We start from the raw sequence: 21087 nt of genomic DNA, 5'->3' as shown, positions 1-21087 counted from the left end.
AATTATTTATGAATATTAAGGATTTATTGATTAAAGATGCCATGATTATGGACCTGCAAGCCACTGATAAGAAGGCAGCCATCGACGAAATGGTTCAGAAAATGTTTGATGCTGGCCGCATCAGCGATATTGCTATCTATAAGGAAGGTATCTTAAATCGTGAAGCCCAAACATCTACAGGTTTGGGAGATGGAATTGCCATGCCGCATGCTAAAAACAGCGCAGTGAAAGAAGCGACTGTTTTGTTCGCTAAAAGCAGCAAAGGCGTCGACTACGAGGCATTGGACGGGCAACCAACCTATCTATTTTTCATGATTGCAGCGCCAGAAGGTGCAAATGACACTCACTTGCAGGCATTGGCTGCATTGTCTCGTTTGCTGGTTGATCCGAATTTCGTGGCACAGTTAAAACAAGCAAACACGCCAGACCAAGTGCAAGAGTTATTCGATTCCGCAGAAAAAGCAAAGGCGGAAGCAGAAAAACAAGAAGCCGCTGAAGAGGAAGTAAAAGACTTTAATCGTCGTTATATCGTTGCGGTAACTGCTTGCCCTACAGGAATTGCCCACACGTACATGGCGGAAGATGCTCTAAAGAAAAAAGCCAAAGAAATGGGCGTAGATATCAAAGTTGAAACGAACGGTACGGAAGGTGTTAAACACCGTCTAACAGCTGAAGAAATCGCCCGTGCAGACGGTGTGATCGTTGCAGCAGATAAAAAAGTTGAAATGAATCGTTTTGATGGTAAAAATTTAGTCAATCGTCCTGTTAGTGACGGAATCAGAAAGCCTGAAGAGTTGATCGACATGGCGCTTAGCGGGAAAGCACCTGTTTTTCATGGTGATGGTTCCAGTGCTTCTGAAGGTGAAGCAAATGACAGTTCCTCAGTTGGCCAAACGATCTACAAAGATTTGATGAATGGTGTTTCTCACATGCTTCCATTCGTTATTGGCGGTGGGATCATGATCGCACTCTCCTTCATGATCGATCAATTCATGGGGGTTCCTAACTCCGAATTGGCGAATTTAGGGAACTATAATCAAGTTGCCAGCATGTTCAATCAAATCGGAGGAGCCGCATTTGGTTTCATGCTTCCAGTACTAGCTGGGTTTATCGCTTCTAGTATTTCCGATCGTCCTGGATTGATTGCTGGTTTTGCTGCAGGTACCTTAGCGAATGCGGGCGGCGCTGGATTCTTAGGTGCATTGATCGGCGGTTTCTTAGCTGGTTACGTGATCGTCTTCTTACGTAAGATTTTCAGCGGTCTGCCAAAATCACTGGAGGGAATTAAGTCAATTTTATTTTATCCTTTCTTCGGTCTTATGATTACTGGTTTCTTGATGCTGCTGGTGAACATTCCGATGAAAGCAATCAATGATGGTCTAAATGGTTTCTTGACTGGTCTAGGTGGCTCAAATGCGATCCTTTTAGGTGCACTGTTAGGTGGTATGATGGCAGTCGACTTAGGTGGCCCAATCAACAAAGCAGCTTATGTTTTTGGTACTGCAACCTTGGCAACTACTGTCTCAACAGGTGGTTCGATCGTCATGGCAGCAGTCATGGCCGGCGGGATGGTTCCTCCACTAGCTATTTTCATTGCTACACGTTTGTTTAAAAACAAATTTGAGAAGAGCCAAGTGGATGCTGGCCTTACAAATATCGTCATGGGATTATCCTTTGTTACGGAGGGCGCGATTCCTTTTGCGGCAGCAGATCCAATTCGTGTTATTCCAAGCTTTGTGGTTGGTTCCGCAGTTGCAGGCGGTTTGGTAGGAGCATTTAGCATCAAGCTTTTGGCTCCCCATGGCGGAGTTTTCGTTGCACTTTTGGTAAGCAACCCAGTAATGTACTTAATTTTTATTATTATCGGTGCAATCATTTCTGGTGTCATTTATGGAATGGTCAAAAAACCGGTTGAAGCTTAAATTAAAAAAGCGGCTTGTTCATCTTCAAGGTGAACGAGCCGCTTTTCTGTTGTAACGCTCTACTTTACTATCCGTACCAATGCCTCAGCAACTACTTGGTATCGAACTTGATTCAATGCTGATTCGGTCAATTCGAAATGAAGTAACGAATTTTCCGCTGAACCCTAATAATTCAATAAATCCGTTAGCACTTTTTGGATGTATTCTGGCAAAAAAATCTTATCCGAGTCATAGTTTTTGAGTTTCTACTCAAAAACTGGGTTCGAATTCAAAGATGTATTGGTAATCGGATAATCAGCAATGATATCTGCATCGAAAACCCCAGCAGCACGCAACAAAAGTACTTTAACGATCCCCTACGACCCTTCCTAGCTTACATAAAAAAATCCTCGTTGTGAATTGGCAAAAACATCAAAAATTTTCACACTATTTTCTGAATACCATTGAAGCGTCTCAACATAGAAATCTTCCATCGGATCAATCATGTGTGCCGCGACATTTTTTGTGGTGTCTACAAGATTTCTTGTGAGCAATGGCATGTACAGATTTTAAATCAAATCCAGTAGAATGCGTTGGTGCTTCGATCCTTTTAAGATTGCTGCATTTAAATCCTTTAAACTGAGTCGCTTTTTTTTGACGGGTATCCTCTTAGAATTTTTCGATGGATGTATATAAAAATCCCTCAACCGTTCAATCGTTGAGGGAAATCAATCTTAATTTCTACGATCGTATTTACTTTTCGCTCGCACAACCTGTGGTTGAGGTCTAAACAACAAAGCAGCTGCTCCTAACACAAGGAGCGATAGAACAACTGGCATATTTCCATCAAATAACGGTAATAATGCCAATGAGGCAATAGCAATGGTCGCTAAACTTCCTATCCATTTTACATAATGATTCATACGGTTCTCCTCCTTAAACTTCAAGTGCACTCAATTGATTTTTCATCGCGATATTTTTTTGGTCCACAAACAAAACAGTCAGTTGGTTGCTTCCTTTTTCCAAAGAGAGAGCAAATCCATCCTTTCGATCCTTGACTTGTTGAATCGTCACGTCGTTTAATCTTGCTGCCAGTTTTTCTAACGGAAACTCATTCAGCGCATTTCCAGGAATGAAGAATTGTAAGATCGCGGTATATTTTCTGAAGCGTTCATCATTTATGTCCAAATCCATTACGTCTCGGATATAATACTCATACGCGTCTATTCCTTGATCGATCGTCATTTCTGGATGGATCACATGATAATTCATCATCTTCTCGTTGTCATCGTCAATCCACGGAAAGTAGGCAAGTACATTCAGGGCCCCCTTCATGCGGTGTACCCGGTATTGATCATTCAAAAAATCATAGGTACGAGTCACAAAGTAAGCCGCATTCCTTTTTTCTGTTGGTTGAAATTGCTCATTTTGGTACTGAACAGTCTGAATCACAGTATCCTCAAAGGCGAATTCAATGTATGGCTGTGCCAATAATCCCACACCGTTCGTGTAAGAAAGCTGAGCAACTCCCAACTGATCACGAAATAACCGTTGAAAACGGATATTGCTTGGTTCCTTCCACTGAAACGGGTCCTTGTACAACTCGATAAAGACACCCGATCCAAGTTCCCTTACCTTTTCCACCTGCTGAATTTCCAGCAACAGTTGTTTAGGAAAAAGCTGTTTGTAGGCACTTCCAAAGAACATCCGCCAGCAAGAGGTTAGACAAAACCCCTTATGAAAAACATCAAACCCTGGAAACCTATTGCAGTCAACAATAACTTCCCCATTAACCCCTTTCATTTTTGGCAGCGCATCTGATTCCTGTGCAGATTCAAAAGCTCTTCTCTTGTCGATTTGGCTCGTGTTATGGTACAAATATTCGTCATAATCACGAATATAAGCAAAAAGTCCTTTGTGCTTCATTCTTTCATTTAAGTAATCCAAAAAAACAGCTTCCCAAGTCTCATAGCTTTTTCTCGTCACCAACGTTTTTTCTAGCAGCGTTTCGCCCCAAATGTGGAGACTTGATTCCGCTTCGTTGTTGCTGATCTGAACTAAAAGATCCTCCTCTGTCGTGACTGAAGCGATTTGGTCTTTTAGTTTGGAAAGATCAAAAGCTGTTTTACGCCCGTTGATCATCATTTCTACAGGTTCCAACAACAGGCGCGTCATCACTAGCCAATCCGCTGCTGCCGCTCTTAGATCTTCTTGATCCATCCGATGCAATTGTGCAACACTATATAATTGCTTTTCTCCCATTGTCTTTCCCCCTTGTTTCTCTATATAATAATTATAACGTAAACTTTTTAAAAATGATAAGAAATTGATTGAAAGTTTGCCAAATCACTTTGAATTGACTATAGTATGACATGTGGAGGTGTCAACTTATGGGATTAAAATTTGAACGTACAGATAATTTAGACAAGCTTTTTGAAGAGTTCGCCATCGACCCGGATAAAAAGGAAGAGATCCAACCCAATGAAAAGATTGAACAGTTTTTAAAAGCAGAGGACAAAAAGAAAGAGGACAAAGCTTAGACTTTGTCCTCTTTTATCATTTTTTCGATCGCTTTCCAAGCTTCTTCTTTTCCCTGCTTCGTTTCGGAAGAGAACAAAATGAAGGTATCTTTGGGATCAAAATCCAATTTTTTCTTAATAACACTGGTATGCTTATTCCATTTTCCCCGTGGAATCTTATCGATCTTCGTTGCTACGACAATAACGGGTATGCCGTAATACTTTAAAAATTCATACATTTGAACATCTTCAGTACTAGGTTCGTGCCGTGCATCTACTAGCGACACCACTGCTTTTAACTGTTTCCGGGACGTGATATACGTTTCAATCATCTCTCCCCATTTGGCACGCTCCGTTTTTGAGACCTTGGCATAGCCATAGCCGGGAACATCTACAAAGTGTAAAGCATTTTCGATCAAATAAAAATTCAACGTTTGGGTCTTCCCTGGTTTGCCAGAGGTACGGGCAAGATTTTTACGATTAATTAGTGTGTTGATAAAAGAAGACTTTCCAACATTGGACCTGCCTGCTAAAGCAATTTCTGGAAGATCGCTTTCAGGATACTGCTTAGGAGAAACTGCACTAATCACTATTTCTGCCTGATGAACTTTCATATAACACCCCTTTAGTTATTTTGCAAAAAAGACTGGTCGAAAAAGTCCGATCGACCTTTTGTCCCAGTCTGTTTATCTAACCTGCTTTTTTCTCATTTAAATACTGGATCACTGGTTTTCCGGTTCCTTCGACTGCTTCTTTAGTCAAGACAACCTTCTGGATCGTATCGTCTGACGGAATATCAAACATCACATCCATCATAATATCTTCAATGATCGACCGTAATCCACGGGCACCAGTATTGCGAGAGATCGCTTTTTCAGCAATAGCACGCAAGCCTTCATCTTCAAATTCTAACTCCGTGTCATCGTAAGACAACAGCTTTTGGTATTGTTTGACCAATGCATTTTTAGGTTCTGTTAAAATACGTACCAAATCATCAACGGTCAATTTCTCCAAAGCGGCAGTAACAGGCAATCGTCCGATAAATTCAGGAATCAACCCGAATTTTAACAGATCTTCTGGAATGATCTGTTGCATGATACTTTCGCTTTCATCGATTTTTTTGTTGTTGGTTCCAAATCCGATTGTTTTTTCACCCATCCGATTTTTGACGATAGTCTCGATGCCATCAAATGCCCCGCCAACGATAAACAAGATATTGGTAGTGTCGATTTGGATAAATTCCTGATGAGGATGCTTGCGTCCACCTTGTGGGGGAACGCTAGCTACCGTTCCTTCAAGAATTTTCAGCAGAGCTTGCTGAACGCCCTCTCCAGAAACATCGCGAGTAATCGATACATTATCTCCCTTACGAGTGATTTTGTCGATTTCATCAATATAAATAATCCCTTTTTCAGCGCGCTCGACGTTATAATCGGCAGCTTGTAAAAGTTTCAATAAGATATTCTCCACATCTTCACCGACATATCCAGCCTCAGTCAAACTCGTAGCATCAGCAATAGCAAACGGAACATTCAACGTCCGAGCCAGCGTTTGTGCCAAAAAGGTTTTCCCGGAACCCGTAGGACCGATCAAGCAAATATTGCTCTTTTGCAATTCCACTTCATCTGAAACATCCCTTTCTGTATTCACACGCTTATAATGATTATACACAGCAACTGACAAGGCGCGTTTTGCGCGATCCTGACCAATCACGTATTCATTCAACACGTCCAAGATTTCTTTTGGTTTCGGTACGTCAATAAACTCCCGAATGGCTTCTTCGTGGAATTCCTCATCGATGATTTCCTTGCACAGATCAATACATTCATTACAGATGTAAACCCCAGGGCCTGCAACAATTTTTTTAACTTCTTCTTGAGTCTTACCGCAAAAAGAACAACGTACTGTATCCCCTGCACCAGTGCTCTCATACATAGCCTTCACCTCTTGTTTCATTTTCCACAAGTGTTTCCACGATTGCAGTCTTTATCTATAATAACATATACGTAAAAAAAGACAAAGATAGTCGCTGAATTTAGATTATTTTTAATCAATCACATATCAGCATCAAGCGATGTGAAACCAAAAATGCACGACCCTTAAAGGATCGTGCACTCTGACTCTATTTTTCTACGGCAGTCCCAGTAACAAGTTCAACCGCTTTTTTAACTTTAATGTCGTGTTCAAGCATATCTTCTGTTAAGACACGACGAATTTGATCTTCTGGCATTTGATACATTTCAGCCAAATCCTTGATCTCTTTTTCCACATCTTCTTCAGATGCTTCGATTTTTTCAGCTTCAACAATAGCTTCCATGACTAAATTCGTTTTCACGCGATTTTCAGCTTCTCCTTCAAATTGAGTATGAAGGTCTGCTTCTGTTGAACCAGTTAGTTGGTAATACATTTCTGGAGAAATTCCTTGACGCTGCATGTTGTTTAGAAACTCATCCATTGAACGGTGTACTTCGTCATGAACCATCACATGCGGCAACTCAACTACCTCAGCATTGTCGACTGCTTGCTTGATCGCTGCTTCTTCAACAGCATCTTTAGCTGCTTGCTCTTTTTGTTCAGTCAATTCTTTACGGTATTTTTCTTTCAACTCGTCTAAAGATTCAACTTCATCATCTACGTCTTTTGCAAAATCATCGTCTAATTCTGGTAGTTCTTTTGATTTTACTTCATGTACTTTCACTTTGAAGACCGCTTCTTTTCCAGCAAGATCTTCTGCTTGGTAGTCTTCAGGGAAAGTTACTGTAACGTCGAACTCATCACCGGCTTTGTGACCAACCACTTGTTCTTCAAATCCAGGAATGAATGAACCAGAGCCAAGTTCAAGCGAGTAGTTCTCGCCTTTCCCGCCTTCAAAAGATTCTTCTCCAACAAATCCTTCGAAGTCAATGACTGCTGTATCGCCATCTGCTGCAGCTTCGTCTTCCTTAATCACTAATTCAGCTTGACTTTCTTGTTCGCGTTTCAAACGTGCTTCCACGTCTTCATCCGTTACTTCCATATCCTGCTTAGGCACTTCTAAATCCTTGTAATCACCTAATTTTACTTCAGGTTTTACGGTTACTTCCGCTTTGATGACCCAATCTTGCCCTTTTTCCATGCTTTCTACATCGATTTTAGGCTGAGAAACTGGATCAATCCCAGCTTCCTTAATCGCTGCTTCATAAGCGGCAGGTAATACATCGTTCAACGCATCTTCATAGAGCGCTTCTTCACCGTACATACGGTTAAATACTTGGCGAGAAACTTTTCCTTTACGGAAGCCAGGTACATTCAGATTTTTTTTCACTTTGTTGAAGGCATTTGTCAATCCTTTTTGGATTTCTGCTTGTTCAATCGAGAAAGTTAATACACCATCATTGGTGCCAGTTTTTTCAAATGTTGCAGTCAAGTTGGTTCCCTCCGAATACTAATATACTTGCATTTTTGCATACTATTAAATAGTACACTACTGGTTGTCAATTGTAAATATAAAGCTATTGAAATGGCTGACTTTCTCACTTAAAGAACCACCATTGCCTTCTTTAAAATCCCTCTGATTTTCTCAATCCTTGGATGAAGAGACAGTGGTCGTTCGAGGTACTCTGAATAAAGGCTCGCTGTCCATCCTTTTGGATCATCGTAAGCTGATTGGATCGGATAGAGAAGAGCCATTTCCAGACGCAATTCCTCCAACAGATTCTCTAATAAAACAGGGTCCGTGTCAGCCAACTCCTGTTTCATTTTTTCGGCAATGGATCGCTCCAGCACGCTATACTCAGGCAAACCGATCTCTACCGGATTCAATTTGAGTCTGCTTCCATCAACAGCGATGATCTCAATTTCTTGATTGACCCCGCTTCTGGACAATTCTTCAAATAGAAAATTTCGAACGATCGGTGTAACGGATGGATTAGTCAACATTTTCTGGCTCAACTGGACCTTTTGTTTTAATGACATTGCTGCAATTTCTTTTACCTGAACCATCTGCTCATAGGCTGTCTGATTTGGTAAATCCTCCAAGCGTTTCTTGATCTCCTTGATCATCTGCTGACGTTCTACCTGATGGAGCTGTTCCTGCAATTCTAACTGATAATCAAAGCCGTGCTGTTCTTCTTCAGAAAACAGCTTTCGCTGCTTTGTATCCCACAGAACTTTTCTCGCTAAGTCAAATTGCTTAACAACTAGAAGTGCTTGGAAGTATAAGGTAAATCGTTCGACAGACTCCAAATAAAAGGCCTTTTCCTCATTCATATAGTTCAGTGCTTTAACAAATTCTCCCAATTCAAAAGCTGTAGAAACGATCAGCCAATTGACAATTGTTTCTTGTTTTTTTAGATACGCTTCTTCTAAAAAATACAATCCCTCAGATAAATGACCTGCCTCCAATGCTTCTCGACCTTTTGATAAATAGAAATCATAATTCCTTGGAAACTCAATATTGCTCATTGGATAAATTGATTCCTTCCATTTCAGCACGAAGCAGATTGATCGTTACGACACTTGTATCTGTAAAAAAATCTCCCAAGTGCTGTTTATTCGGTGTAAACAAAACCAGCAAATAGCCTAACATGAAGAAAGGGTTCTTTAGAATAAACCGACAAGCCCCTTCACGAATCAGAACAGTTTTCCAGCTCAGTATCTCTTCCTGGAAGCAGACGACACGAATCCCGAATGCCATTTTTCCAATTGTTTGCCCGTGATTGATTTTAGTCAAAAGAATAAAATAGAGAAGATAAACGACTAAGGCCGCTACTCCATACGGACTAAACAGTTCTGAGTGCTTTTCTAAATTGATCAGATTGAAGATAGAACCGATCAATACATTGGTAATTGCCGTTATACATAAGGTGTCCAGCAAGAAGGCAAACATGCGAATCCAAAAGCCTGCATAATAATAATTAGGGTAGCCATGAAACTGCTGAATGATGGTTTTATCCTGCTGGATCGCAGCTTGAGACAATCGTTCTTGCGCTGTTTTCGGCCCAACCGCTGGCTTTTTATCCTCAGTCATTTTACTCACCTCCGTATAGGTACATGGCTTTCGGAGCTTGAGGGGTTCCTACACTTTCAAGAATTCCTTTGATCGTTTGTTCTTGCGTCGGTTTTAACCCCTGAATTTCCGCCAATTGATTACCTAACCAGCTGTTGATGAAGTCCGTACTGCCATCTGAATAGGAGACAACTTTAGCTCCCTCTAGATCTTGTTCCTTTTTGAGCGCAGCTAAGGCTTCATCCGGGTAGCCGATTTCATCGATTAATCCATTTTCCTTCGCTTGATCGCCATCATAAATGCGTCCATCCGCTAGCTCACGAACTCTGGCTTCATCCATTTCGCGCCCTTGTACGACGACATCCACAAATCGGTTGTAACTATTATCAATGTACGCCTGCAACACTTCGCGGTCTTGATCCGTTTGTGGCCGAGAAGAGGATCCAATGTCTTTTAACGCACCACTCTTGATTGTCGCATCCGTGATTCCTAATTTTTCCATCAGTCCCGAATAATTCGTATTGGACATAATCACACCGATTGATCCTGTGATGGTCTCATCGCTAGCGAAAATCTTGTCTGCATGTGCTGAAACATAATAACCTCCGCTAGCCGCTTGATTTTTCATGGCAACATAGACAGGAATATCTTCGCCAATTTTTTTAAGTTCTTTTGTGATCTCAGCGGTCTCGTACACTGTACCGCCAGGTGTATTTACTTCTAATAAAATCCCTGCTATTTCGCTATCCTGCTGGACTGTCTTTAATTGATTCATAAATGATTGATGATTGTACCCTCCTGACGAAAACAAACTACTGCTTCCGTCATTCATAATGGTCCCTTCAATACTCAATTTTACAATTTTCTTGCTGCTGGTCCCCTCTTCTTCAACCACTTCTTCAGGCTGTCCACTTCCAAAAAGCATTTGGTTGACCTGACTCATACTCCTATTCGTTTGCTCCTCGTTTCTAGTGACTCTTGACACCACTCCTGAAAAAACAAATAAAATAATCGCAATTCCAACAGCAGCCCATCTTCGTTTGTTCATCGTTTATCCCCTTATCTAATTGGTTCTCTTTAATACAAATTACGAATGACAACTACCTTCTCAATGTCACCAGAAGCCTGCATTTTTTCTGCTTTTTCTGTTAACGTATATCCAAGAAATACCTCTTCATTGAGTGGATCCTGAATCTGAAACGTTTGAGCTCCCTCCACGCTTAATGCGTCCGACAATACCTCTTGAAGACTATCCCAACCAGTATCCAGAAAGATTTTCGTCTCATCATTGATTGCTTTATTCTCTTCCAGCTTTTTCATAAAGGCCTTCAACTGGCCAACATTCAATTGATTGATGGTTTCCATGTTTCTCCTCCTTTGTTTTCTTTTTTATTGTACATTATTTCCAATAGATATGGAAATAGACGTGATGCTGCAGCTTTAGAGGCCAATTTCCCTTTCTTCCAATTATACCAATTTAAATTTTACGGCAAAAAAGGTTGACTTAATTCGGCATTTATATTATATTTATCAGTGTTTCCGTTAGAAATACCAAAAAATCTAATTGGTTAGACCAATAAAGATAGCGCCAGACCTTTTTCAGAGGTGACGAGGAAGAAGCTGATCGAAGATTTCGGCGGATAGCTTCAGGGTGCCACACTCTATAGGTTATTTTAAATCCTTTTTGCAAAAGAAGGGACAAAAAAATATCCCCGTGGTACGGAAACATATAATGATGATGAAAGTAGGAAAGACATTATGTGTGGAATCGTAGGAATCGTAGGAAATAGCAAAGCAGCAGACATTTTGGTTAAGGGTTTAGAAAAGTTGGAGTATCGTGGGTATGACTCAGCAGGGATCTTTGTGGCTGATTCTTCAACAGATCATCTCGTAAAATCTCAAGGCAGGATCAAGGATCTAAAAGGCAAAATTGATAGCAGTGTTCAAGGAAAAATCGGGATTGGACATACTCGCTGGGCAACTCATGGAGAACCTAGCGAACAAAATGCTCATCCTCATACTTCCGAAAATGGCCGGTTTGTTTTAGTGCACAATGGCGTAATTGAAAATTATGATGAGCTGAAAAAAATTTTTTTGGAAAGCGATCATTTTTATGGAGAAACAGATACTGAAATTGCTGTTCATTTGGTAGAATATTTCTCAAAACAGGGATTAGACACAAAGGAAGCGTTCAAACAGGCAGTCGCTGAAATTCGCGGCTCTTATGCGTTTGGTCTGATTGACAAAGAAGATCGTACAGTCATTTATGTAGCGAAAAACAAAAGTCCCTTATTGATCGGTTTAGGTGAAGGATTTAACGTAGTATGCAGTGATGCAATGGCAATGTTGGAGCAAACCAATCAATTTGTAGAAATCAATGACGGGGAGATTGTGATTGTCACAAAGGACAGTGTTCAAATTGAAGACCAAACAGGAACGATCATCGAACGCAGCCCTTACGAAGCAAAAATCGATCTATCTGATATGGAAAAAGGGACCTATCCTTACTACATGTTAAAAGAAATCGATGAACAACCTGCTACGATGCGTCGGATTATCAGTGAATATACCGACGAAACAGGAGCCGTAGCAGTTGATCAAGAGCTTCTAACCAGCTTACTAGCAAGTGATCGAATCTACATTATTGCCTGCGGGACAAGTTACCATGCCGGTTTAGCCAGCAAGCAAATCATTGAACAGCTTTCACAAATTCCAGTGGAGGCCCACTTGTCGAGTGAATTTGGCTACAATATGCCTTTATTATCTCAAAAGCCGTTCTTCATCTTTTTAAGTCAAAGCGGCGAAACAGCAGACAGCCGCCAAGTATTAGTTAAAACCAGTGAGATGGGTTATCCTTCGTTGACTATTACAAATGTGGCAGGCTCTACCCTTTCTCGCGAGGCGACCTACACGATGTTGCTGCATGCGGGTCCAGAGATTGCAGTCGCTTCGACAAAAGCCTACACCGCCCAAATCGCCGTCTTGACTGTACTGGCGAAAGCAGTAGGCGAAGCGAAGGATGTCTTATCTGCAAAATCCTTTGATCTTCCAATGGAATTAGGAATTGCAGCAAACGCCATGGATGTAATGATCAATGAGAAAGAGTTAATCAGTCAACTTGCGATCGATTATTTAAGCACAACGCGGAATGCCTTTTATATCGGGCGAAGCGAAGACTATTATGTATCAATGGAAGCAGCTTTAAAACTAAAAGAAATTTCCTATATCCAAGCAGAAGGCTTTGCTGCTGGCGAATTGAAACATGGGACGATTGCCTTAGTAGAAGACGGAACACCTGTCATTGGCATCATTACTGAAGCTGTTACTGCTCCACACACACGAGGAAATCTTCGTGAAGTCGAAAGTCGCGGTGCACACACCTTGGTGATCGTTTCCGAGGAGCTAAGTAAAGAAGGCGATCAAATCATCCTCCCAGTGGTTCATCAATTCTTACGCCCGCTGGTATCAGTTATTCCTGGTCAATTAATTGCCTACTTTGCAACGCTTGAACGCGGATATGATGTAGACAAACCACGTAATCTGGCGAAGTCAGTCACAGTTGAATAAGATACAGTTAAGAGGAAATCCTTTGTGATTTCCTTAGACTGTAGACAAAAGACGTTCAATACTCGTAATTTGAGTATTGAACGTCTTTTCTTTTTATCTAATTTCTTTTTTTGCGAAAAGAGGCTTGGCATCACTGTCATAGCCTCTTCAAAAGCCTACAATTGATGCGACTAAAGCAGCTCTTTCTCGAAGCTAACCGCTTCTGTCACAGCCTCATATTTCTTAATCCAATCCAATTTCTTGTTTAACGACAGCTGCGATTTTTTCTACATAATAGTCGACTTTTTCGATTGTTGGTGCCTCTGCCATTACACGAAGCAGCGGTTCAGTACCTGACGGCCGTACCAAGATCCGTCCTTCGCCATTCATTTCAGCTTCAGCATCTTCAATGACCTTCTTGATTGCCGGCACATCCATCGCTCCGTATTTATTGTTTACTCGAATATTCACGAGACGTTGAGGATAAATAGTTACTTCGTCTGCCAATTCTGAAAGCTTTTTCCCCGTTTGCTTCATGATGTTCAACAGTTGGATTCCTGTCAACATGCCGTCTCCAGTCGTGTTGTAATCCAAAAACAAAACATGTCCTGATTGTTCTCCACCTAAATTATAGTCATTCTTACGCATTTCTTCCACGACATATCGATCGCCTACAGCGGTCACAACGTCTTGCAGGCCAATATCTTCGATCGCTTTGTGGAAACCAAGATTGCTCATCACCGTTGTAACGACTGTATCTTTTTTCAGACGTTTGCGCTCTGATAAGTACTTGGCACAAATATACATAATTTGATCTCCATCGATGATTCTTCCGTTTTCATCTACAGCGATTACGCGATCGCCGTCACCGTCAAAGGCTAAGCCGGCATCAGCCTGTTTTTCCAGCACAAACTCTCCTAATTTCTCAGGATGGGTAGAACCCACGCCATCATTGATGTTCAAGCCATTCGGATTTGTTCCCATCGTATAAAAATCAGTTTCTAGATCGGCAAACAAACGATTGACGCTTGTAGAAGTTGCTCCATTCGCTGCATCGATACAAACCGTAATTCCAGCGAGGTCGCCGGGAATAGTTTGCACAAGAAACTGCGAATACTTCAACAACCCCTCATGAAACTCGTCTAACGTTCCTAATCCTTCCGCTGAAGGCCGAGGTAAAAGATCGGTTTCAGCATCCAAGAGTGCTTCGATTTCAGCTTCCTGTTCATCTACCAGCTTAAAGCCGTCCCCTCCGAAAAACTTGATTCCATTATCTTCAGCAGGATTGTGCGATGCCGAAATCATAACACCAGCAGAGGCCTTTTGCAAACGAGTCAAATAGGCAACACCCGGCGTAGAAATCACACCTAGTTGAAATACCTCAATTCCCACCGAAAGCAATCCTGCAATCAATGCAGATTCTAGCATTTCTCCCGAAACACGTGTGTCACGTCCGACTAATACTCGCGGCCGAGAATCACTTTCCTCATGTTGACTTAATACGTATCCTCCACATCGGCCCAATTTAAATGCCAATTCTGGCGTTAACTCCTTGTTTGCAATTCCTCGGACACCATCAGTTCCAAAATATTTACCCATTCTTCTGTATTTCCTTTCTCATCCTTTGATTTAATTCGTAGTTGTAGTGGACTCTCCGCTGCCATCAGGTTGGATCGATGATGACTGTGTAGTTTCACTGCCTTGTATCTCTGAAGTTGATTCATTAGGCTGCTGAGTCGAACTTTCCGTTGTCTCACCAGAGTCAGCCATTATCGGTGTAATTCGAACAGCCACAGAAGTTGGATTGACTTCATAATTCTCTCCAGCTGGTACATCGATCATACGGCGTGTGGCTTGAGTGATCCCCGAAATATTCACTGGCAGTTCAATCGATTCGACTGTATTGATCGCCTCACCAATTCCTCGAATCGTAACGACCGAACGATCAAGCTCAATTTGATAACGTTCTACATCGTCAGGAGTGGTACCTTCCTGGCGTGGAAGCAAGGTCACTTCTTTGCTTGTCATTTCGGATTGGAACGACACCACGACATTTTGCGGTTCAGCTTGGATCGCAAGTGCTTCACCATTGGCATTCAGGGCCTGAACCTGTGCTCGAAGTGAGCTTTCTTCTCCTGTTAATTTGCTTGCATCAACAGTGGCGATCACACGGTCGATCTGTTTCATGGTTTCCTCACCCGTAGTAATCTCAACTCTTTCAGGATTAACAGTTAGATTATCGATCTGCATGTCGTCATTATCCGTTGTATTGCTTAAAACTGGTGTCACATCAAACGTTTTGGTTTGTTTCTTTTCGATCGTGACCGAAATTGTTTGAGGCTCAATCGTCGCAACTATCGAGCTCTGCAGGTTATGAGCTTGCAGCTTCACCTCATGAGTGCCTGCACTCAGATTTTCTAAATCAGCAACGACGCTAAAAGCCCGCGTATCTTCATCGGCTTCCCGATTTAACTGTATTCGATTGGCGCTGCTTAATTTTACAGAGACTGTCGCAGCAAATCCATGAACGAAATACTCATCTGAATCATAGTTCAGCGTAACAGGAACATTTTGAAGTGCTTCCTGATAAGTCAAATTGGAATTAAACACTCGGCTGACACTCTGACTGTTGACATTAAAGAAAAGAGCCAAACTACAGGCCAAAGAAATCAAAATGTATGGAAGGTTTGAATTCTTAAATTTGCCGATCATCTATTTTCCTCCTTTAGAAACGCCATCAATAAAGGCTTGAAATAGATTCTTTTTATCACGATCTTTCTCTTCCAAGATTAGTTCTCTGCGCATGATCCGCAAATATTCCTCTTGCGTCAAATCGTGCAAAAAGTCAGTATTGAAGGTCAAACTGACTCCGCCAGTTTCCTCTGAAACGATGAATGTTAAAGCATCACTGACTTCGCTGATCCCGACTGCGGCACGATGCCGCGTTCCAAACTCTTTTGGAATCAGCATGCTGTCTGACAATGGCAAATAAGCAGAGGCTGCTGCAAGCTTACCGTCCTTTACGATTACAGCGCCATCATGCAAAGGAGTGTTCGGTATGAAGATGTTGATTAGCAGCTCTCCGGATATATCTGCATCGATCGGTATTCCAGTTTCGATGTATTCGTCTAATCCAGTGTTTCTCTGGATTGTTACCAGTGCTCCGATTTTACGGCGGGACATATACTGGATCGCCTTGTCAAAGGCCAAGATCATTCGTTCGTCTTCTCGGTCCTCTTTTTTCGAAGGCATAAAGAAGGAGCTTCGTCCAAGATGTTCGAGGCCACGTCTCACTTCTGGCTGAAAGATTACGACCGCTGCAATCACACCATAAGTAATGACTTGATTCATTAACCAAGACAAGGTATGAAGCCCCATAAATTCAGCTAGGATTCGTATACCGATAAACACGACAACGCCTTTGATTAGCTGAACCGCCTTGGTCCCTCTCACTAATTGAAACAGCTTATAGATCAAAAACCAAACGACCAAGATATCTAAAACATTGGCAATGATATTCCAAGTTGAAAGGTTTTCAGAAAATAAGCTTAGCCAGTAATCGGGTCTGAAAATTTCCACTAAACGATTGGGCATAGGAAACCTCTCTTTCTATACAATTTCTATACAAGTATAACACAGCGTCGCTTTAGGTAAAACACACAAGAATCCTTTCTTAACTCAGTAAAAAAGGCCTCACAAACCAGCCTGCTCATTTGAAGAGCAACTGCCGATTTGTAAAGCCGTAAATTTGCTGAACTGACACGCTCAAACAAAACTATCTATCTTGGCGTTTATCTGCTCGAGCAGCTCTTTTTGCTGCTCGTCGCGCTTCTGCCTCTTGGTCAACAGTTCGCTCTCGTTTTTCCCGATTATTTTTTTCAGCAGCTCGCGTGTTCTTACTTTCCAGCTTACTCCGTAGTTTCTCTTCTTGTCCTGCTAAACGAGCATAGTTGAAGAATCGTCTTTTCGCATCATCCACTGTCTTCGCATACAGTTTTTCCGCAAACTCCGGTTGAATCATAGCTAGAGCAGAAAAACGGACTTGTTTTTTCATAAAGTCAATCATTTGGTCAAAATCAGGTCGCTTATAGTCCAGCTTCATTGGATTTTTCCCGACTTCTCTCAATGCAGGATTGTAACGATACAATGACCAATAGCCAGACGACACAGCATCTTTCGCTTCCTGTAAGCTTTTCCCCATGCCGCCTTTCAGTCCATGATTGATGCAGGGTGTATAGGCAATAATCAAGGAAGGACCAGGAAAATTTTCCGCCTCTTCAAAAGCCTTGATTGTTTGGATTTGATTCGCCCCCGAAGCAATTTGAGCCACATAGACATTTTCATAAGTCATAGCCATCATACCAAGATCCTTTTTAGAAGCGTATTTTCCATTTGCAGAAAATTTGGCAATTGCGGAAGCTGGTGTTGCTTTTGAAGTTTGTCCTCCGGTATTAGAATACACTTCATTGTCCATCACAAGAATATTGACATCCGCTCCACTTGCTAGAACATGGTCGATTCCACCAAAGCCAATATCGTAAGCCCAGCCGTCTCCACCCAAGATCCATTGACTGGTTTTGACAAACAGATCCCGTCTTTCGTAGATCGAGAGAAGCTTCAAGTCATTTAATCCTTCTGCTTCAAGTGCAGCGATCAATTTGACCGCCCGTTGCTGAGTTCCTTTAGAATCGTACATATGGTCGACCCAATCAACCATTAATGTTCTCAAATCCTGAGAAACAAACTCAAAGACTGCTGCCATATCAACAGCTAATGCCTTCCTTCTGGTTTGATTGGCCAACAGCATTCCGTAGCCAAATTCGGCATTATCTTCAAACAACGAATTCGACCAAGCAGGTCCTTGCCCGTATTCGTTAGTTGTATAAGGAGTGACAGGCGCAGCAGCTCCCCAAATCGAAGAACATCCAGTAGCATTCGCAATCATCATGCGATCTCCAAACATCTGTGTCAGCAGCTTCACATAAGGTGTTTCGCCACACCCGGCACAAGCACCAGAAAATTCCAGTAACGGCTGATTGAACTGTGAACCTAACACAGTATTGGGTTTTGCCGGATTTTGCTTTTGCTTCAGAGTCATAGCAAAAGCCCAATTAATAGCTTGATTCTTTTCCTCTTCCAACGGCTTCATCACCAAAGCTTTTTCTTTCGCTGGACAAGCTTCAACGCATAATCCACATCCTGTGCAGTCTTCAACAGAGACCTGTATTCGATACTTTAGTCCGTCGGCACCACGCATTTCACGAACGATGAAACCTTCTGGTGCCTCTTGCATCTCCTCTTCATCGGCCAAAAAGGGACGAATCGCCGCATGAGGGCATACAAAGGAGCACTCATTGCACATCGTACAACGATCTGTGATCCATTCTGGGACTTGTAGAGCAACACTGCGCTTTTCAAATTTCGAAGTACCGACGGGAATCGTGCCATCGGTCATACCATTGTTTATCAATGTTCCCACCGATAATTGATCTCCCTGCAGTGAATTAATTGGTTCTAGGATTTCATCGACATACTTGATCGTCATGGTAGGACGCGCTTTTTTTGAAACGTCGAGGTTCTTCCAATGCTCAGGGACGTGGTATCGATGCAAATGCTCGAGCGTATGATCCATAGCAGCATAATTTTTTTCTACTATCTCTTGTGATTTTTTGCGATAACTGCGGTCAACTTCTGCCTTCAAAACTGGTAAAATCTGATCAAAGGGAATAATCTCTGTTAACTTAAAGAAGGCTGTTTGCATCACCGTATTGATTCGTTGTCCTAGCCCGACATCCATGGCTAATTGAACTGCATTGATCGTATAAAACTGGATTTCATTTTCTGCGATATATCGTTTCATATGTGAAGGAAGCAGTTTTTCAAGTTGTGTCTCATTCCAAGTGGTATTTAATAAAAAGGTTCCCTTAGGTTTAAGACCTTTTAACAAATCATAGGTATGAATATAGGCTGGGGTATGACAGGCCACAAAATCAGCGCTCTCTAACAAGTAGGTAGAACGAATTGGTGTATCCCCGAATCGTAAATGTGAAACGGTTAATCCGCCAGACTTTTTCGAATCATAGTAAAAATAGCCTTGCGCATATTTATCAGTGTTATCTCCGATGATTTTGATGGCCGACTTATTGGCACCTACCGTTCCATCCGATCCAAATCCCCAGAATTTTGCTTGGTAGGTAGAAGGATTGGTCAAATCTACGATCTCACCTGCATCTAGAGAAAGATAGGTAACATCGTCGACGATGCCAATCGTAAACCTTGATTTTGCTTCTTGTTTCGGTTTTTGCAGTTCATGATATACGGCCAGGATTTGATTAGGCGTGACATCCTTTGAACCCAATCCAAAGCGCCCTCCGATAATCATCGGATGAATCTCTGAATCATACATCACACTTTGCACGTCTAAAAGCAATGGTTCGCCATCAGCCCCCGGCTCCTTTGAACGATCCAATACGGCAATACTTTTTACTGTCTTCGGTAATTTGTCTAGAAAGTTGGCTGATGGAAATGGACGATACAAATGAACGTTTAAGCAACCAACCTTGTGACCTTGCCCATTCAAGTAATCCACTGTTTGCTCGATCGTTTGGGTCACTGAACCCATCGCCACGATAACTTCTTTTGCGTCTTCTGCACCATAATACGTAACTAAATCATAATTCGTGCCTCTTAACTGGTTGATTTCGCCCATGTATTTTTGCACGATCGCTGGAAGGTCTTCATAGTAGCGATTGACTGTTTCTCTTTGCTGAAAGTGGATCTCAGGATTTTGATTGGTTCCACTGACCGTAGGATGGTTCGGGTTCATGCCGCGACATCTAAATTCGGCTAGCTTTTCCTGATTGATCAAAGGATGAAGCTCCTCATAATCCAACACCTCGATTTTTTGGATCTCGTGACTGGTGCGAAAACCGTCAAAAAAATTTAAAAAAGGAACACTAGATTCAATGGCCGCCAAATGAGCAACAGCAGAAAGGTCCATGACCTCCTGCACACTGCTTTCCTGAAGCATGGCGAAACCCGTTTGTCTTGCCGCCACCACATCCCCATGATCACCAAAGATATTCAGTGCATTTGTGGTAACTGCTCTGCTGGCTACATGGAAAACCCCAGGAAGCAATTCTCCGGCGATTTTATACATATTAGGTATCATCAATAAAAGCCCTTGCGAGGCGGTATAAGTTGTTGTTAAAGCGCCGGTCTTCAAGGCGCCATGAACAACCCCCGCCGCACCGGCTTCTGATTGCATTTCTGTGATCGTCACAGTCTGCCCAAAAATATTCTTTTTCCCTTGAGCAGCCCACTGATCAACAAGCTCAGCCATGGTTGAACTTGGAGTAATTGGATAGATTGCTGCTAATTCTGTAAAGCCATAAGAAATGTAGGCGGCAGCGGTATTTCCATCCATCGTTTTCATTTTACGCATATGCTTCCTCCTCCATTTTGACGCAATGGGCCTATTATAAACCAATTGCTGGTCTTTTTAAAACAGGTCCTGATTATTATTAAATGAGAACTTATTTATTTTTTCTTTCTTCTTTTTCCTGTACACTAAACTAGAGGAGTGTGATTTATGGATATTTCAATAATCAAAACGGATTTAGTGAACGACCTGAACGGAATAAAAATCGGATCCGAACAAGCACCAAAAAAAATCATCGAATTTGTCAATTTACGCTGTCCCTTTTGCAAACAATGGTTTGAGGAATCTTACGAAGTGTTGAGCGAGGCAGTGGCTACAAAAAAAGTCCAACGAATCATAAAATTATTGGATAAGGACAAAGCAAGTTTACAGCGAGGAAACATTATGCACGAGTATATCAGTTCTGACCCTGAGAAGACTCTCGATCAGCTGAGACAAGCTTTTGACACGCAAGAAATTTGGGGTAGTATGACCTTGGAGCAGGTGGCACAATATGCCGAAGAACAGCTGCATTTAAAACAGCAGCCTACACAAGCTATTCAAAATGAGATTCGCAATGAGGCAGCCCTTGCCAATGTTCGATTTGTACCAAGCGTATTCATTGATCAGCATATTTTTGATGAATCCATTACCCAAAAAGAATTGCTAGATTATCTTGATATGTAAACAATCCCCTGATCGGTTGCGATCAGG

General features: G+C 41.9%; 18 protein-coding genes. 4 read left to right on the top strand and 14 right to left on the bottom strand.

Annotation, left to right across the window (positions count from 1 at the left end; translation table 11 throughout):
- Positions 1-8 precede the first annotated feature (8 nt).
- On the top strand, positions 9-1922 hold the full coding sequence (locus tag NRIC_RS11870; protein WP_146622919.1) for a PTS fructose transporter subunit IIABC: 1914 nt from the start codon (positions 9-11) through the stop codon (positions 1920-1922).
- A 245-nt stretch (positions 1923-2167) separates the two neighbouring features.
- On the opposite strand, the gene NRIC_RS19865 is transcribed toward NRIC_RS11870, so the two are convergent.
- The 3 genes from NRIC_RS19865 to NRIC_RS11860 all read right to left on the bottom strand — a co-directional run bounded on the left by NRIC_RS19865 (position 2168) and on the right by NRIC_RS11860 (position 4163).
- Positions 2168-2275: a hypothetical protein gene (locus NRIC_RS19865; RefSeq protein ID WP_373862078.1), complete on the bottom strand. Its 108-nt coding sequence runs from the start codon at positions 2273-2275 to the stop codon at positions 2168-2170.
- Between the two features lie 360 nt (positions 2276-2635).
- Entirely contained in the window at positions 2636-2824 is a 189-nt protein-coding gene (locus NRIC_RS11865) for a hypothetical protein (RefSeq protein WP_146622918.1), read from the bottom strand.
- 13 nt (positions 2825-2837) lie between these two features.
- Positions 2838-4163 (bottom strand): hypothetical protein, encoded by a 1326-nt coding sequence (locus tag NRIC_RS11860; protein WP_146622917.1) that lies wholly within the window; start codon positions 4161-4163, stop codon positions 2838-2840.
- Positions 4164-4291: 128 nt separating this feature from the next.
- Here NRIC_RS11860 and NRIC_RS19300 point away from each other — a divergent pair, with 128 nt between their 5' ends.
- A complete protein-coding gene (locus NRIC_RS19300) occupies positions 4292-4441 on the top strand; it encodes an SPJ_0845 family protein (protein ID WP_175580069.1) in 150 nt (49 codons plus the stop codon).
- Here NRIC_RS19300 and yihA read toward each other — a convergent pair.
- The 7 genes from yihA to NRIC_RS11825 all read right to left on the bottom strand — a co-directional run bounded on the left by yihA (position 4438) and on the right by NRIC_RS11825 (position 10772).
- Positions 4438-5034 carry a ribosome biogenesis GTP-binding protein YihA/YsxC gene (yihA, locus tag NRIC_RS11855; RefSeq protein ID WP_146622916.1) on the bottom strand — a complete coding sequence of 199 codons (597 nt, stop codon included), beginning with the start codon at positions 5032-5034 and terminating at the stop codon, positions 4438-4440. The genes NRIC_RS19300 and yihA overlap by 4 nt on opposite strands.
- A 76-nt stretch (positions 5035-5110) precedes the next feature.
- The gene (gene clpX, locus NRIC_RS11850; protein WP_146622915.1) at positions 5111-6355 is read right to left on the bottom strand and encodes an ATP-dependent Clp protease ATP-binding subunit ClpX; all 1245 of its coding nucleotides are present in this window, start codon (positions 6353-6355) and stop codon (positions 5111-5113) included.
- A 187-nt stretch (positions 6356-6542) separates the two neighbouring features.
- Positions 6543-7826 (bottom strand): trigger factor, encoded by a 1284-nt coding sequence (gene tig, locus NRIC_RS11845; protein WP_146622914.1) that lies wholly within the window; start codon positions 7824-7826, stop codon positions 6543-6545.
- A gap of 110 nt (positions 7827-7936) precedes the next feature.
- Positions 7937-8863: a hypothetical protein gene (locus NRIC_RS11840; RefSeq protein WP_146622913.1), complete on the bottom strand. Its 927-nt coding sequence runs from the start codon at positions 8861-8863 to the stop codon at positions 7937-7939.
- Positions 8850-9428 carry an RDD family protein gene (locus NRIC_RS11835; protein WP_146622912.1) on the bottom strand — a complete coding sequence of 193 codons (579 nt, stop codon included), beginning with the start codon at positions 9426-9428 and terminating at the stop codon, positions 8850-8852. Before NRIC_RS11835 ends, NRIC_RS11840 begins: the two co-directional genes overlap by 14 nt.
- 1 nt (position 9429) lies before the next feature.
- The gene (sppA, locus tag NRIC_RS11830) at positions 9430-10455 is read right to left on the bottom strand and encodes a signal peptide peptidase SppA (RefSeq protein ID WP_146622911.1); all 1026 of its coding nucleotides are present in this window, start codon (positions 10453-10455) and stop codon (positions 9430-9432) included.
- A 29-nt stretch (positions 10456-10484) separates the two neighbouring features.
- Complete coding sequence (locus tag NRIC_RS11825; protein ID WP_146622910.1) at positions 10485-10772, bottom strand: hypothetical protein; 288 nt, start codon at positions 10770-10772, stop codon at positions 10485-10487.
- Positions 10773-11165: 393 nt separating this feature from the next.
- Here NRIC_RS11825 and glmS point away from each other — a divergent pair, with 393 nt between their 5' ends.
- A complete protein-coding gene (gene glmS / locus NRIC_RS11820; protein WP_146622909.1) occupies positions 11166-12974 on the top strand; it encodes a glutamine--fructose-6-phosphate transaminase (isomerizing) in 1809 nt (602 codons plus the stop codon).
- Between the two features lie 222 nt (positions 12975-13196).
- Here glmS and glmM read toward each other — a convergent pair whose 3' ends face one another.
- From glmM to nifJ, 4 genes are all read right to left on the bottom strand, one after another.
- Positions 13197-14552: a phosphoglucosamine mutase gene (glmM, locus tag NRIC_RS11815; protein ID WP_146622908.1), complete on the bottom strand. Its 1356-nt coding sequence runs from the start codon at positions 14550-14552 to the stop codon at positions 13197-13199.
- A 30-nt stretch (positions 14553-14582) separates the two neighbouring features.
- Complete coding sequence (locus tag NRIC_RS11810; RefSeq protein WP_146622907.1) at positions 14583-15665, bottom strand: CdaR family protein; 1083 nt, start codon at positions 15663-15665, stop codon at positions 14583-14585.
- Complete coding sequence (gene cdaA / locus NRIC_RS11805; RefSeq protein WP_146622906.1) at positions 15666-16547, bottom strand: diadenylate cyclase CdaA; 882 nt, start codon at positions 16545-16547, stop codon at positions 15666-15668.
- A gap of 181 nt (positions 16548-16728) precedes the next feature.
- A complete protein-coding gene (nifJ, locus tag NRIC_RS11800) occupies positions 16729-20397 on the bottom strand; it encodes a pyruvate:ferredoxin (flavodoxin) oxidoreductase (protein WP_146622905.1) in 3669 nt (1222 codons plus the stop codon).
- Between the two features lie 147 nt (positions 20398-20544).
- Between nifJ and NRIC_RS11795 the strand changes: the two genes are divergently transcribed.
- Positions 20545-21060: a thioredoxin domain-containing protein gene (locus NRIC_RS11795; RefSeq protein ID WP_146622904.1), complete on the top strand. Its 516-nt coding sequence runs from the start codon at positions 20545-20547 to the stop codon at positions 21058-21060.
- Positions 21061-21087 lie beyond the last annotated feature (27 nt).

Origin of the sequence: Enterococcus florum (assembly GCF_004309355.1) — a bacterium.
GTDB lineage: Bacteria > Bacillota > Bacilli > Lactobacillales > Enterococcaceae > Enterococcus_A > Enterococcus_A florum.
Note: the sequence above shows the minus strand (reverse complement) of the source record. Positions and strands in the feature narration are given on the sequence as shown.